This is a genomic window from Pseudomonas sp. WS 5411, assembly GCF_012985595.1.
Classification (GTDB): Bacteria; Pseudomonadota; Gammaproteobacteria; order Pseudomonadales; family Pseudomonadaceae; genus Aquipseudomonas; species Aquipseudomonas shahriarae.
Genome location: NZ_JAARMC010000026.1, coordinates 59,492 through 75,039, shown reverse-complemented (window position 1 = coordinate 75,039; position 15,548 = coordinate 59,492). Strand labels below are relative to the sequence as shown.

Below are 15,548 nucleotides of genomic sequence, written 5' to 3'. Positions count from 1 at the left end.
TGATTTGGGGGGCCGCCGCGATGGGCCATCCATGGCCCAGCGCGGCTAACCCGGCGTCCTGCCGGGTTACCCCCCAAATCAAAATCGGATGACGGCCAGCGTGGTTTAACGGGGCGCCTCAGATCAAAAGCAAAGCGAGGCGGCCTTAGAGCCGACCTGATCATCGAGGCGTGCGCATATATCTGTGGGAGCTGGCTTGCCTGCGATGGCGGTGTATCAGTCGATAAATGTATTGGCTGATGAACCGCCATCGCAGGCAAGCCAGCTCCCACAGGGGAATGCAGCTTCGCGCTCTGGCTTTGCTGTTGCTCTGCTTTTGATCTTGATCTTGATCTCAGGCGCCCCGTTAAACCACGATGGCCGCAGGCAGGCATTGCGCAGTGGGTACCCCGGCATGGATGCCGGGGTAGCCGCGACACGGCCATGGATGGCCGATCGCGGCGGGCCCACGGAGCAATGCCTGACTGCGGGCATGCCGAGCCTAGGCGAGGCACCGAGTGGTGGGGCAAGAGCCCTTTTGGTTACTTTTGGGGCTCTTTTCCAAAAGTGACCCGCCGTAAGGGCGGAACCAATAGCCGCCATAACCGCAGCAACGGATATGTACACATACCCAAAAAAGAATTGTGTGATACCTATCGCCATCGCAAGCAAGCCCGCCAAAATGGGCCTGCGCCAAATTTCCACCACGCCTTTTCCTCAATAAACCCCATCCCCTTGTTTTATAAGCACAAAAAACTAATTGCACTAAATGGCACGCTTTTCGCTCCAATTTGCTTAAGCAGGCAGCGCGACATCAAGACGTGCGGCATGGGATCAGGGGTTATAACCCCCGGCAAAGCGGACTAGACTGTTACCCAAGTTTTACGGAACTGAAGGAACAGTAAGGCGCCCGCCAGTAACCGCTCCCATCGAGCCTGTAAGACAGCATTCTGTGCTTAGAGGCCTGCCCGTTTATGAAAACACCGACCCAGACCAACGCAATTGACTTCGACAGTGCCAAATTGCAACGCCTGGGCTTTGGCCAGCCTTCCATCGTCGCCCGCCGACCCATCAGCCTTGCGCAACTGCGCCAGCAACTGAATCTGCAATTGCAGACCAGCCTGGAAGCGGAGCGGATCCTCGGCCTGTTTTTTCGCGAAGTGCAGCGCCTGGTCCCCCTGGACGCCCTGCAATACCGCCATGAAACCAGCGACCTGCGTCTGGAATATGGCCAGCGCGGTCATCACTCCGTGAGTTACAGCCTCAGCCATCAGGGCGAGCACCTGGGGGAGTTGGTGTTTCGCCGCAACCAGCGCTTCAGCGAAGAGGAACAGGGCAACCTGGAATCACTGTTGGCCAGCCTGCTGTACCCCATGCGCAATGCCTTGCTGTATCGCGCCGCGACCCGCAGCGCCCTGCGCGATCCATTGACCGAGACCGGCAACCGCGTCGCCATGGACCAGACCCTGGGCCGGGAGATCGAGATGGCCAAGCGGCATCTGCATCCGCTGTCCTTGCTGATGCTCGACATCGATCACTTCAAGCGCATCAACGACAGCCACGGCCACGCCACCGGCGACAAAGTGCTCAAGGCCGTCGCAGCCTCGATCAAAAGCCAGTTGCGCAATGTGGATATGGTGTTTCGGTTTGGCGGGGACGAGTTCCTGATCCTGCTTTCCAACACCAGCCGCGATGCCGCCACCATGGTCGGCGAACGCTTGCGCCAGGCAGCACAGGCCCAGGACTACTGGGCGGACACCACGCGTATCGAATTGACGGTGAGCCTGGGTTGCGCGACCTTGCTGGTAGGCGAGTCGGCCGAAAGCTTGCTGCGCCGGGCCGACAGCGCCTTGTACGTGGCCAAGCGCGAAGGCCGCAACCGCCTGGCAATGGCGGGGTAACCCCTACCCCGCCCTGCCGGGGTCAGGCTTCGCTGGCCGCCAGTACCTGGCGTTCGCGGATCACCGGGGTTTTCTCCAACTGCATGCAACGCTCCAGGAACAGGTACATGTAGTCGTAGCTCTTGCACACGGCCTGGCGCAACTCCACTTGCAACGCCTTGCTCGGGTTCATCCCCGCCAGGGTGCAGATGATTTCCAGCGCTTCCCACGGGTGGGCGTCGTCGTACTGGGCATGCATCTTCAGCCACTTCATGGCGCGCTTGCGATCTTCTTCGGGGAACGCTGCGGCATACACGCCCGTCGAACACACCAGCGCAGACCACTCCCCAGTGGCCCCCTCGATGGCGTAGTTGGTAGCGGCAATCGCAACAATCAACGAATCGGCCGAACTGGTGTGCCAGCACCAATGACTCAGTGCGTGCAACTCGGGCGGCACGTTCTGCGCTTGCAGTTCTTCCAGGCCCACGCCATGGGCGCGTGCCCAATGCATCCAATAGTCGGCATGGTTCAGTTCCACGCGAATATTGCGCATCAACCAACGCCGCGCCATATCCTCGCCAGGATGACGGGCAAACTTGGTCTTGGTCAGGTTTTGTGCCATGTACAACGCGAACTGTTCCACCACTGGCCAGCCACCAATCAGGTATTGGCGCATGGTCTTGGCACTGAGCTTGTTATCGCGCATGCGCTGGTACAGTTCGTGTTCGACAACTCGGCGCTTGCTCTCGCTACAGTCCTGGATCAATTGCTGAGCCCAGGTGGGGTAACTTGAGGCTTCCATAAGCGGGCCGGTTCTGCTGAATGTGTCGATCACTGTCGGGCTCCTTTTGATGTGTGATGTGTACAGACCAGCAGATGTTTCAGCGGAACGTGCCGGGCGCCCGGAATAACAGAGGCTGCGGGCGCGCAGGTCGACACTGCAAACTATCGAAGGTAAACAATTGCGGGCGCTCAATCAGGTAGCCCTGAGCGTAGTCCACGCCGATCTCAAGCAATGCCTGCTCGATGTGCGGCGTTTCGACAAACTCGGCAATAGTGCGTTTACCCATGACATGGCCGATGTGGTTGATCACTTCGACCATGGCGCGGTTAATCGGGTCGTCCAGCATATCCTTTACGAAACTTCCATCGATCTTCAGGAAGTCTACAGGTAAATGTTTGAGGTAGGCGAATGAGGACATTCCGGCGCAAAAGTCGTCCAGGGAGAAGAAACAGCCTAAGGCCTTGAGCTCATTGATAAAACGAATCGCACTGCCGAGGTTGGAAATGGCGCTGGTTTCGGTGATTTCAAAACAGATCATGCTCGGCGGAATGCCATAGGCGTTGAATTTCTCCCGCAGGAAGCTCAGGAAGTCGTCATCGCCGATGGTGATGCCCGACAGGTTGATCGCACACATCGCCATGGGCCTGCCCGGTCGCTCGATCATGCAACGGGCAATCAGCTTGAATACGTTCTCCACCACCCAGCGGTCCAGCGAAGTCATCAACCCATAACGCTCGGCAGCCGGGATAAAGCTGTCGGGCAAAATGATCCGCCCCGCTTCGTCGTGCAGGCGCAACAGGATCTCGATATGCCCGGCACCCGCCTCGGTATGGCCCAAGGCCGCGATTTCCTGGGCATACAGGCAGAAGCGGTTCTCCTCCAAAGCCATGTGCAGGCGCTGGATCCAGGCCATCTCGCCAAAGCGCAAGGACAACTCGGAGTCATCGGCGTGATAGACCTGCACCCGGTTACGCCCCTTCTCCTTGGCCATGTAGCAGGCCATATCCGCGGCGCGCAAAGAAGTTTCAAGGGTGGTCGGGATGTGCGAGATATGGACCAGGCCGATACTGACCGTGGTGACAAACGGCCGGCCTTTCCAGACAAAGTGCAGGTTTTGCACGGTGCGACGCAGACTTTCGGCGATTTTCTCGGCCACCAGTGGCGGGCAGTTCTCGAGCAGAATACCAAACTCATCGCCCCCGAGGCGAGCCAGCGTATCGCCTTCGCGCAGGTCCGATTGCAGCAGCGCGCAGATATGCCGCAACAACTCATCGCCCGCCGCGTGACCACAGGTGTCGTTGACCAGCTTGAACTGGTCCAGGTCGAGGAACATCAAGGCATGCCCCGACTGCTGGCGCCCGATGCCATGCAACACCTGCTCCAGGCGGAATTCAAATTCACGGCGGTTGGCCAGCCCGGTCAAGGCATCATGGGTCGCCTGCCAAGACAGGTTGGCAATGTATTGGCGCTCCTGGGTCATGTCGTGCAACACCAACACTGCCCCGCTGACCTTTCCGGCACTGCGGATCGGGGCACCTACCAGGGTCACGGAGACCGTGCTGCCATCCAGACGCTGGATCAGCTTGGAGTGTTCGCTGCCGCCGGTGAGTTGACCGCCAAGAATATGCTCGATCAGGGCAAACCCTTCGGCCTGGGCGTTTTCATCCAGCAGATTGAACAACGCCGCCAGGGGCAGGCCCTGGGCCTGGGCAGCCTTCCAGTGGGTCAGGGACTCCGCCGCCGGGTTCATATAGGCGATAGCCCCGTCGACATCGGTGGTAATCACTCCGTCGCCGATGGACTCCAGGGTGATCTGCGCCCGCTCCTTCTCCACTTGCAAGGCATCGGCAAACGCATGGCGCTGGGCCAATAGCTTGCGGGTGCGCAACAAGGCCAGGGCAATCAGGCCGAGGGCGGTGGCCAGGTTAGTGATCAGCAGCAGGCGCAGAATCATCCTTGAGCCTTCACCCAGGGCATCGCTGAAAGCCTTGGCCGCCGGCGTCACGCTATCGTTGATGGCGATGATGCGCTCTTTCCAGGCATGGATGTCGGCGCTGGTGGCTTGGTTGGCAAGGATGTCCCGGTGCATTTCCTGCGCCAGGTCGTCGAGTTGCACCAGGTAGCCATCGCCCACGGTCCACAGCTCGATGGCTTTTTCCAGGTAACTGAAATGGCGGAAATTAAGGTACAGCCAGATCACGCTCGACACGTCATCCGGATGGTTGCCGCCCTTGAGGATCCCCTGGCGCGCGGCCGCCAGGTCAGGGTTTGGGCGGTCCAGGGCGATGCGCAGCTCGTGCCCGCCCTGGGGCACGGCAATCGCGTTCTGGTATTTGAGAAAGGTCTTCTGGTCGCGGTTATCGGCGTACAGGGTCAGGTAATAGATGGCATCTTTCTGGCCCTTGGACCACAGGCTTTCGCCCGCCACATAACCGCGCACGGCCGAGAGCATATAGAGGCTGACGCAGCCCAGTAATGCCTGGAACAGTACAACCGCAATAAAAGGCCAGACAATGCCCAGCAAACGGGGTGTTCCGAGAGTTCGCTTCTGCTTCATGAGATCCCTTGCATCAGCACAGGCGAGTAAAAACTGCTCCTGACAGCACAGCCGAGGCCAAACACGATCCCTCCAGGATCGGTACCGGGATCGTTTCAGCGAACTTGTTGCAAGTGTCCGTAAAGCTTGGCGTACAAACCGCCGTCGGCTATCAGCTGCTGGTGGTCGCCGTCTTCGGCTATATGCCCACCGTCAAACACCAATACCCTATCAGCCTGCTTCACCGCCGACAAACGGTGAGCAACGATCAGTGTAGTACGCCCACTGAGAAACCGCGCCAGTGCCTGGTGCAGGTTGTATTCGGTGGCCGCATCCAGGGCCGAGGTGGCTTCGTCGAGGATCACCACTTTCGGCTCGGCCAGCACCATCCGGGCAATCGCCAGGCGTTGGCGCTGGCCGCCGGACAAACGTACGCCCGAGCGCCCGACAATACTGTCCAGGCCCTGGGGTAACCCCTTGACCGTAGCATCCAACTGGGCAATTTCAAGGGCCTGCCAGCAGGCTTGATCACTGCGCTCGCGGCCCATGGTCAGGTTGGCGCGCACCGTGTCGTTGAACAGTGCCGGATGCTGCAGCACCACCGCGACATGCTCGCGGATGGTTTCCAGGCCAATCGCCTGCTGGGTTGCGCCGCCGAAGCGGATCGTGCCCGCCTGCGGGGTGTAGAGCCCCAGCAGTAATTGCACCAGGGTACTTTTACCGCCGCCACTGGCGCCGACAATCGCCACCTTCTCGCCGGGGGCGATGACCAGGTTCAACTGGTTGAGCACCAGGTCTTCGCCATAGCCAAAGTCCAGGCCCTGCACCTCGATACCCACGGTTTCGCGCCCGGTAAACGGATCTTCGCCCCCTGCGTATTGCGGTTCGTCGGCGCGGGCCAACAGTTCGTTGATCCGCGTCAGCGCGCCACCGGCTGCGTAGTAGGCGTATTGCAGGTTCAGCAGTTGCTCCACCGGGCCGATCATGAACCACAGGTAGCTGAACACCGCGAGCATCTGGCCGATGGACAAGTCGGAAAACAGCACCGTGAGCATCGCCGCCGCGCGGAAGATATCAATGCCGAACTGGAACAGCAGGCCACTGGCGCGGCTGGAGGCGTCGCTTTTCCACTGGGAGTTGATGGCAAAGTCGCGCACTTCTTGGGCACGCTGCCCCAGGCGCCCGAGGAAAAACCCCTGGCGATTGCCGGCGCGCACTTCCTGGATGGCATCCAGGGTTTCTGTCAGGGCCTGGGTAAACCGCGAGGTGCTGTCGTTTTCGAGCTTTTTCAGGTGCTTGACCCGCTTGCCCAACTGCACCGTGGCGTAGATCACCAGGGGGTTGAACAACAGGATCAACAGGGCCAGCTTCCAGTGCATCCACATCAGGATCCCGGAGGTGCCGACCAGGGTCAGGGTGGCCACCAGGAACCGGCTCAAGGTTTCCCCGACAAACTTGTCCACCGTGTCCAGGTCGGTGACCAGGTGTGTGGTCACGGTGCCACCGCCCAGGCTTTCGTATTCACTCAGGGAAATACGCTTGAGCCGCTCGATCAGCCGCACGCGGATGCGGTAGACAATGTCCTTGGCCAGCCCCGCAAACAGGCGGGCCTGGACCACGTTGAACACCAACGCAGCGCAGCGCAATACCAGGGTGATCAGCAGCATCAGGCCGATATACCCGGCAGCCTGCTGCCAGGCCGCCGGCAACGCGTGGTTCATCACCTGCAACGCGGCATCGCCATTGCCCAGCAGCACTTCGTCCACCAGCAACGGCAGGAGCAAGGGAATCGGTACGCTGCACAGGGTCGCCAGTACGGCGACACCGTTGGCAATCCACAGGGATTTTTTATGGCGCAGGGCCAGGCGACGGATTTCTGCCCAGGTCAGCCGATCAACCCGTGGTGTTGGCTGATCATGCACAGGCAGCTCGCTCCAGCCAGCGACCGAGCAGCGGCGACAGCTCGGACAGCGGCTGGTAGCCATTGGTCAACAACGCCAACTGGCCATTGCGTTCGGCCAGCAAGGTCGGGAAACCGGCGATGCCCAGGTCCTGGACCCAAGTGAAGTCGGCGGCCGTGGCGGCATGTTGTTCGGCGCGGTCAAAGGCCTCGGCAAACTCGATACGCGGCACCCCGGCGGTCTCGGCCAGCTCCACCAGCACACTGGCGCGGGTCACATCGCGACCCTCGACATAAAAGGCCTGCTGGATCAGCCCGAGCAAGGTCCAGGCGCAATCCGGCGCCAGGCCACGCGCAGTGACCAGGGCCCGGCAGGCCGGCTCGGTGTCATACACAAACCCTTCAGGCAAGGCGCCCTCCAGGCGGAACGGCTGGCCCGTGGCCTCGGTCACCGCCTGCCAGTGCTCCAGGATATAGCGCCGAGTAGTCGGTTCCAGCGCCGCACCACTGCCGGTACGCAAGCCGCCCACCACCAGGTGCAATTCCACGCCAGCCGCCTGGGCCTGCTCAACCAGGGCCTTGGCCACCGGGGCAAAACCCCAGCACCAGGAACACATCGGGTCCATTACATAGAGCAGGCGCGCAGACATGGTTCAAGCCTCGGTGGATGATTGCTTGTAGTTGTAACCAATCGGGTGCGGCATATTGCGGGCCTTGGCCAGCTCGATCTGCTTCTGGCGGTCGATCGCACTGCGACGGGTCTTCTCGGACAGCTTATCCCAGCAGTGCGGGCAACTGATGCCGGCCACGTAGTGCTCGGATGCGCGGTCCTCTACGCTAACCGGTGTACGGCAGGCATGACATTGATCGTAGTCACCTTCGCTCAAATCGTGGCGCACGGTCACGCGGTTATCGAAGACAAAGCAGTCACCCTGCCATTTGGTCTCTGCCTGGGGCACCTCTTCGAGGTATTTGAGGATGCCGCCCTTGAGGTGATACACCTCGTCAAAGCCTTCGCTGAGCATATAGCTCGAGGCCTTTTCACAACGAATCCCGCCGGTGCAGAACATCGCGACTTTCTTGTGCTTGGCCGGATCGAAGTTGGCTTTGATATAGTCGGGAAATTCGCGAAAACTCGTGGTTTTCGGGTCGATTGCGCCTTCAAAGGTGCCGATCGATACTTCATAGTCGTTACGGGTGTCGATCAACAGCACTTCTGGATCGCTGATCAACGCGTTCCAGTCTTGTGGATCAACATAGGTACCGACTTTCTTGTTCGGGTCGACGCCTTCGACGCCCAGGGTCACGATCTCTTTTTTCAGCTTGACCTTGGTGCGGTAGAACGGCTGTTCATCGCAGTACGACTCTTTGTGGTCGATATCGACCATGCGTGGGTCGTTCTTCAACCAGGCCATCAGGCCATCAATGCCTTCGCGGCTACCGGAAACGGTGCCGTTGATGCCTTCTTCGGCGATCAGCAAGGTGCCCTTGATGCCGTTGTCGACCATGGCCTGCAACAGGGGCTCACGCAGGGCGACGTAATCTTCGAGGGTGACGAACTTATACAGTGCCGCCACGACGATGGGGTGTGTCATGGGTGTTCTCTCCAGGTGGCTACCCTCGTAAAGGGTGAACCGGATGCAAAAAAAACGCGCCGACTGAGCGGCGCGTTGCGGATTCTAGCAAAACATAGGCCCTTGTAGCAGCCGGATATCAGTGTTTGCTACCGCCAGCGCAGGTCGGCGAGGCCGGGGCTGCGTCGGTTTTTGCCCATTCTTCAGGCGTGTAGGTATGCAGCGCCAGTGCATGGAACTCGCTCATCAGGTCGCCCAACGTGGCGTAGACCTTCTGGTGGCGCTTGACGCGGTTGAGCCCGTCGAACTGCTGGCTGACCAGCACGGCCTTGAAATGCGTCTGCAATCCACGGCTGTGCATATGGCTTTCGTCCAGCACACTCAGGTGTTCCGGGCTGAGGGCGGCGGCAAGTGCCGATTCGATACGCTGCTGCATGGTCATTGCTTACTTCTTCTTGGCGGGTGCGGCTTTGGGGGTCAGTTCGTTGGTCATGTCTTCCAACAGCTTGTTCACGACAGGTACCGCGCTTTCCAGCTTGGCCTGGGTCAACTGGGCCGATTGCTGGGTCAGTTGCGGCATTTTCTCCAGGACTTTCTTGCCCAGTGGCGACTTGTAGAAGGCAACCAGGTCTTTGAGTTCGGACTCGCTGAAGTTGCTGGTGTAGAGCTTGACCATGTCCGGCTTGAGCTTGTTCCAGCCAATGGCCTGGTCCAGGGCGGCGTTGGCCTTGGCCTGGTAGGTGTCGAGCACGGTTTGCTTGGCGGCAGGCGCCTTGGTCTGCTCGAAACGCTGGGCGAACATTTGCTGCACTTGCATGTACACCGGGGTGCCCAGCTTGTCCGCGTGAGCCAGGGTCAGGAAGGCTTCGGCACTGGCGTTGTGGCTGGCGGTATCGGCAAGAACCTGGCCGCTGGCACAGACCAGAGCAACCGCGGTACAGATGGCACGAAGACGAGTCATCGAGTTTCCTTTCTAGCTGGCGAGGTAATACCCCAAGGGCGACCATTCTGCGCCTAAAAAACGCTGGCACTCAACCCCACGCCTTACAGCGCCTGGTTTTGCGGGGGTTTGGCCGATGAAATGGCTTTTATGGAACCCAAACGCCCCCCCAGGGCCTAAACTGCGCAAACCGACTACAAGGAGAGTCCCTGCGATGAGCCGTATCGAAACCGACAGCCTGGGCGAAGTACAAGTCCCGGATGACGCTTACTGGGGCGCACAGACCCAGCGTTCACTGGTCAATTTCGCCATCGGCGAACAACGCATGCCACTGGCGGTACTGCACGCCCTGGTCCTGATCAAGAAAGCGGCGGCGCGGGTCAACGACCGCAATGGCGACCTGCCCGCCGATATTGCCCGGCTGATCGAACAGGCCGCCGACGAAGTGCTCGACGGCCAGCACGATGACCAGTTCCCCTTGGTGGTCTGGCAGACCGGCAGTGGCACCCAGAGCAATATGAACGCCAACGAAGTGCTCGCCGGCCGCGCCAACGAGCTGTCGGGCGGGCCCCGTGGCGGCAAGAGCCCGGTACACCCCAACGATCACGTCAACCGCTCCCAGAGCTCCAACGACTGCTTCCCCACCGCCATGAGCATCGCCACCGTACAGGCGGTGCACGAGCAGTTGCTGCCGGCGTTGCGCGAGCTGTCTGGCGGGCTGGCGGAGTTGTCGGCGCGCCATATGAAGCTGGTCAAGACCGGCCGCACCCATATGATGGACGCCACGCCGATCACTTTCGGCCAGGAAGTCTCCGCGTTCATCGCCCAACTGGACTATGCCGAGCGCGCCATTCGCAGCGCCCTGCCCGCCGTGTGCGAGCTGGCCCAGGGCGGCACGGCGGTAGGCACCGGCCTGAACTCGCCCCATGGCTTTGGCGAGGCGATTGCCGCGGAAATCGCTGCGTTGTCCGGGCTGCCGTTTGTCACCGCGCCCAACAAGTTCGCCGCATTGTCGGGCCATGAGCCGCTGACCACCCTGTCCGGCGCCCTGAAAACCCTGGCCGTGGCCTTGATGAAAATCGCCAACGACCTGCGCCTGCTGGGCTCGGGGCCACGCGCTGGGCTGGCCGAAGTGCGCCTGCCGGCCAATGAGCCGGGCAGTTCGATCATGCCCGGCAAGGTCAACCCGACCCAGTGCGAGGCGCTGTCGATGCTGGCCTGCCAGGTACTGGGCAACGACGTGACCATCGGCATTGCCGCCAGCCAAGGGCATTTGCAGTTGAACGTGTACAAGCCGGTGATTATCCACAACCTGCTGGAGTCGATCCGCTTGCTGGCCGATGGCTGCCGCAACTTCCAGGAGCATTGCATCGCGGGCCTTGAGCCCGACGCCGAGCAAATGGCCGCGCACCTGGAACGGGGTTTGATGCTGGTGACCGCGCTGAACCCGCATATCGGCTATGACAAGTCGGCGCAGATTGCCAAGAAAGCCTATGCCGAAGGGCTGACGCTACGTGAAGCAGCGCTGGAGCTGGGCTACCTCACCGATGCCGAATTCGACCAGTGGGTACGCCCGGAGAATATGCTCGAAGCCGGGCATTGACCTAAAGGTGGGCCAACCTTGCGCGCCGGGCCTTGAGCCCGGCGATCAAGGACGGCGCCAACGCCACCGACGCCGACCCCAACACCACCAGCACCGCACCGCCGTAACCCAGGCCATTGATCTGCTCGGCATGCACATAGTCAGGCCACAACCAGGCGGCAATCGCCACCGCCACAAAGGTCACCAGCGGTGTAATCGCCAACGTCGCACTGACCCGCGACGCTTCCCAGTGAGCCAAGGCTTCGGCAAAGGCGCCATAGGCAATCAGCGTATTGAAACAGCACGCCAGCAACAGCCAGCCTTGCAATGGGCTCAGTTGCAGCGCCTCCATGGGTTGTACCCAGGGCAACAGGAGAAATGCGCAAGACAGGTAGATCACCATCATCACCTGCAGTGAATTCCATACCGTCAGCAATTGCTTCTGGCCCAGGGCGTAGAACACCCAGATGGTGGTCGCCAGGAGAATCGTCAGCACCCCCGCGGTGTAAGTGCCCAGGGATGTCAGCAGCTCCGCCAGGCGCTGGTTGAAGAACAGTGCAAAGCCGATGATCAGCACCAACAGGCCTACCCCCTGCCCCAGGCTGAAACGCTCCTTGAACAGAAACACACTGGCGATCATCAAAAAGATCGGCCCCATCTGCACCACCAGTTGCGCCGTGCCGGGGCTCAACATCTTCAGCCCCACCAGATAGAGCACGTAGTTGCCCAGCAGCCCACACACCGCCATCGCCACCAGCCAGCCACCGCGTTTGCCCAAGACTTTCGGGCTGGGCAGACGCTTGACAGCGGCCAGATAAACGAACAGGCAACTGCCGGACACCATCAGGCGAAACCAGGTCACGGTGATCGGGTCCATCACCTGCAGCACCTGTTTGAGCTTGATCGGCAGAATGCCCCAGAGCAGCGCGGTCAGCAGGGTCAGGGATAAACCGTAGACCCAGCGGCCGGAAGAGATGTGCATGAGTGCCCCAAGAGCCAGAGGTAGAGGAAGCCGCATTCTAGGGGGATGTGGGTGGGCCTTGGCGAAGTTTTTTATCAGGCATACCGCAAATCAACTGTGGGAGCTGGCTTGTGTGGGAGCTGGCTTGCCTGCGATGCAAGCACCTCGGTACATCAGTTGCATCGCGGTGACGCTATCGCAGCATGGGTATCTACACAGCTATCCTCTGGGTATGTGTACATATCCATTGCTGCGGTAACGGCCGCTATTGGTTCCGCTCTTACAGCGGGTCACTTTTGGAAAAGAGCCCCAAAAGTAACCAAAAGGGCTCTTGCCCCACCACTCGGTGCCTCGCCTAGGCTCGGCATGCCCGCAGTCAGGCATTGCTCCGTGGGCCCGCCGCGATCGGCCATCCATGGCCGTGTCGCGGCTACCCCGGCATCCATGCCGGGGTGCCCACTGCGCAATGCCTGCCTGCGGCCATCGTGGTTTAACGGGGCGCCTAAGATCAAGATCAAAAGCCAGATCAAAAGCAGAGCAACAACAGCAGAGCCAGAGCACGAAGCTGCATTTAATAATTGGGCCCCCAGGGCCAGATCAGCGCACAGCTTCAAACAGCCCGGTTGCTCCCATCCCGCCGCCCACGCACATGGTGACGATGCCATAACGCAAATTGCGCCGTTGCAGCTCCCGCACCAGGTGCCCGACCTGCCGTGACCCGGTCATGCCGAACGGATGGCCAATGGAGATCGAACCACCGTTGACGTTGTACCTGGCATTGTCGATCTCCAGACGATTGCGCGCATACAGGCACTGGGACGCAAACGCCTCGTTGAGCTCCCACAGGTCGATGTCCGCCACTTGCAGGCCACGGGCCTTGAGCAATTTGGGCACCGAGAACACCGGGCCGATGCCCATCTCGTCCGGCTCGCAGCCGGCCACGGTAAAGCCACGGAAAAACGCCTTGGGCTTGAGCCCCAGTTCCAGGGCTTTTTCCAGGCTCATCACCAGGGTCATCGACGCGCCGTCGGACAGTTGCGATGAGTTACCTGCCGTCACCGAACCATCCTCGGCAAACACCGGCTTGAGCCCACTCAGGCTGGCCAGGGTGGTGTCCGGGCGGTTGCAGTCGTCGCGATCGACCACGCCGTCGAGGATCTGCACCTCGCCGGAGTGCTTGTCCTCGACCTTGTACTTGACCGCCATGGCCACGATTTCATCGTCGAACAGCCCCTCGGCCTGGGCCTGGGCGGTGCGCTGCTGGCTTTGCAGGGCGTACAGGTCCTGCTCTTCGCGGCTGACGTTATAGCGGCGGGCAACTATTTCGGCGGTCTGGCCCATGGGGAAGTAGATGCCCGGCACCTGCTCCTTGAGCAATGGGTTGATCAGGTTGTCGGTATTCACGCTCTTCATGGTCAGGCTGATGGACTCGACACCACCGGCGACAATAATGTCGCTGCACCCCGAGGCGATCTGGTTGGCCGCGATGGCAATCGCCTGCAGCCCCGATGAACAGAAACGGTTGAGGGTCATGCCGGCGGTGCCGGTGCCCAGGCGCGACAGCACCGCCACGTTGCGGCCGATGTTGTAGCCCTGGGCGCCTTCGTTGGAGCCGGCGCCGACAATGCAATCCTCGACACTGGCCGGGTCGATGCCACTGCGTGCCAGCAAGGCGTTGACGCAATGCGCGGCCATGTCATCAGGACGGGTCTGGTTGAACTTGCCGCGAAAGGACTTGGCCAGGCCGGTTCGCACGCTGTCGACGATCACTACTTCACGCATGGGCTACCTCGATCTTGTCGTTATTGGGAGACAGATCGAGGATAGATCCAGGGCCTGGCGATCGCGACGATCATTCACCTGGCGTATGCAAAAGCATGGCGCTATTTGTGCTTCTTCTTTTTGTCGTGCTTGTCGGACTTGGCGAATGCCTCTTCCAGCGCCAGGTTGATGGTGCGCAGCACCTTGACACGTGCCCAGCGCTTGTCGTTGGCCTCCACCAGGGTCCAGGGCGCGATCTCGGTGCTGGTGCGGTCCACCATGTCGCCCACCGCGGCCCGGTAGACATCCCACTTGTCGCGGTTGCGCCAGTCGTCTTCGGTGATTTTGAAGCGCTTGAACGGAATCTCTTCCCGGGCCTGAAAACGCTCCAGCTGGGTCTGTTTATCAATCGCCAGCCAGAACTTGACCACGATCACCCCGGCGTCGCGCAATTGCTCCTCGAAATCATTGATCTCGGCGTAGGCGCGCATCCAGTCGGCCGTGGTGCAAAAGCCTTCGACCCGCTCCACCAGCACCCGGCCATACCAGGAGCGGTCAAACACGGTAAACATGCCCCGCGCCGGGATCTGCCGCCAGAACCGCCACAAGTATGGCTGGGCGCGCTCGTCTTCGGTGGGCGCGGCAATCGGCACGATGCGGTACTGGCGCGGGTCCAGTGCCGCCGCCACGCGGCGGATCGCCCCGCCCTTGCCCGCCGCGTCGTTACCTTCAAAAACCGTGACCAGCGCGTGTTTGCGCATGCGTTTGTCGCGCATCAGGCCCGAGAGCCGCGCCTGTTCGGTAATCAGTTGCTCTTCGTAGTCGTCCTTTTCCAGGCGCTGGGTCATGTCCAGGCTGTCCAGCAGGCTCATCTGGTCCACCGAGGATGGCAAGGGCGCCGGATGGATGCCGCTGGCCCTGGCCTTGGACAGCTTCAGGGCATTTTGCAGGCCCTCCAGAAGGATCCTGGCCACGGTCAGCCCGCGGTAGTTGGCATCCACGCCTTCGATCACATGCCAGGGTGCATAGTCACGGCTGGTGCGGCGCAGCACGCGCTCGCCAAAATGCACGAACTTGTCGTAGGTCTCGGACTGCTGCCAGTCCAGCGGGCTGATACGCCAGCTGTGCAGCGGGTCGTCCTGCAGGGCCTTGAGCCGCGCCTTCATTTGTTTCTTGGAGAGGTGGAACCAGAACTTGAAGATCAGCGCCCCTTCATCGCACAGCATCTGCTCCAGGCGCTCGGCCCCGGCAATGGCCTGGTCCAGGCGTGCGTCCTTGATCTGGCCATGGACCCGCGCCTGCAGCATCTGGCTGTACCAGTTGCCGAAGAACACGCCCATGCGCCCCTTGGCCGGCAGTTGTCGCCAGTAGCGCCAGGCCGGCGGGCGGGCCAGTTCTTCGTCGGTCTGCTGGTCGAAGGTGCGCACCTCGATCAGGCGCGGATCCATCCATTCATTGAGCAGCTTGACGGTTTCGCCCTTGCCGGCGCCTTCGATGCCATTGATCAGTACGATCACCGGGAAGCGTCCCTGCTGGTGCAACTCGAACTGCGCTTCCAGCAAGGCCTCACGCAAGGCCGGGACTTCTGCGTCGTAAGTGTCCTTATCGACGGCGTGACCAATTTCGGCGGATTCAAACATGGGCGACTCCC

At 60.9% G+C, this 15,548-nt stretch carries 12 protein-coding genes; 2 read left to right on the top strand and 10 right to left on the bottom strand.

Annotated elements, in window-relative coordinates:
• The first annotated feature begins 953 nt into the window (after positions 1-953).
• Positions 954-1,880, top strand: coding sequence for a GGDEF domain-containing protein (locus HBR93_RS23835; protein WP_057445202.1), 927 nt, complete (start codon positions 954-956; stop codon positions 1,878-1,880).
• Positions 1,881-1,902: 22 nt separating this feature from the next.
• Here HBR93_RS23835 and HBR93_RS23830 read toward each other — a convergent pair whose 3' ends face one another.
• The 7 genes from HBR93_RS23830 to HBR93_RS23800 form a co-directional block, all read right to left on the bottom strand.
• Positions 1,903-2,694 carry an iron-containing redox enzyme family protein gene (locus HBR93_RS23830; protein WP_057958894.1) on the bottom strand — a complete coding sequence of 264 codons (792 nt, stop codon included), beginning with the start codon at positions 2,692-2,694 and terminating at the stop codon, positions 1,903-1,905.
• A gap of 46 nt (positions 2,695-2,740) precedes the next feature.
• A complete protein-coding gene (locus HBR93_RS23825; protein WP_115127823.1) occupies positions 2,741-5,200 on the bottom strand; it encodes an EAL domain-containing protein in 2,460 nt (819 codons plus the stop codon).
• A gap of 95 nt (positions 5,201-5,295) precedes the next feature.
• On the bottom strand, positions 5,296-7,101 hold the full coding sequence (locus tag HBR93_RS23820) for an ABC transporter ATP-binding protein (protein WP_169961214.1): 1,806 nt from the start codon (positions 7,099-7,101) through the stop codon (positions 5,296-5,298).
• Positions 7,094-7,696: a DsbA family protein gene (locus HBR93_RS23815; protein ID WP_169961215.1), complete on the bottom strand. Its 603-nt coding sequence runs from the start codon at positions 7,694-7,696 to the stop codon at positions 7,094-7,096. Before HBR93_RS23815 ends, HBR93_RS23820 begins: the two co-directional genes overlap by 8 nt.
• A gap of 36 nt (positions 7,697-7,732) precedes the next feature.
• Positions 7,733-8,674, bottom strand: coding sequence for a rhodanese-related sulfurtransferase (locus HBR93_RS23810; RefSeq protein WP_057440777.1), 942 nt, complete (start codon positions 8,672-8,674; stop codon positions 7,733-7,735).
• 118 nt (positions 8,675-8,792) lie between these two features.
• Positions 8,793-9,095 (bottom strand): BolA/IbaG family iron-sulfur metabolism protein, encoded by a 303-nt coding sequence (locus tag HBR93_RS23805; protein WP_169961213.1) that lies wholly within the window; start codon positions 9,093-9,095, stop codon positions 8,793-8,795.
• Between the two features lie 3 nt (positions 9,096-9,098).
• Positions 9,099-9,614 carry a DUF2059 domain-containing protein gene (locus tag HBR93_RS23800; RefSeq protein WP_115127820.1) on the bottom strand — a complete coding sequence of 172 codons (516 nt, stop codon included), beginning with the start codon at positions 9,612-9,614 and terminating at the stop codon, positions 9,099-9,101.
• A gap of 193 nt (positions 9,615-9,807) precedes the next feature.
• On the opposite strand from HBR93_RS23800, the gene HBR93_RS23795 reads away from it, so the two are divergent.
• A complete protein-coding gene (locus tag HBR93_RS23795; protein ID WP_057440775.1) occupies positions 9,808-11,196 on the top strand; it encodes a class II fumarate hydratase in 1,389 nt (462 codons plus the stop codon).
• Position 11,197: 1 nt separating this feature from the next.
• Here the strand turns inward: HBR93_RS23795 and HBR93_RS23790 are convergent, their stop codons facing one another.
• The 3 genes from HBR93_RS23790 to pap form a co-directional block, all read right to left on the bottom strand.
• On the bottom strand, positions 11,198-12,157 hold the full coding sequence (locus HBR93_RS23790; protein ID WP_169961212.1) for a DMT family transporter: 960 nt from the start codon (positions 12,155-12,157) through the stop codon (positions 11,198-11,200).
• 576 nt (positions 12,158-12,733) lie between these two features.
• On the bottom strand, positions 12,734-13,918 hold the full coding sequence (locus HBR93_RS23785) for a thiolase family protein (protein ID WP_169961211.1): 1,185 nt from the start codon (positions 13,916-13,918) through the stop codon (positions 12,734-12,736).
• A 101-nt stretch (positions 13,919-14,019) separates the two neighbouring features.
• Positions 14,020-15,537 (bottom strand): polyphosphate:AMP phosphotransferase, encoded by a 1,518-nt coding sequence (gene pap, locus HBR93_RS23780; RefSeq protein ID WP_057958886.1) that lies wholly within the window; start codon positions 15,535-15,537, stop codon positions 14,020-14,022.
• Between the last annotated feature and the right edge of the window lie 11 nt (positions 15,538-15,548).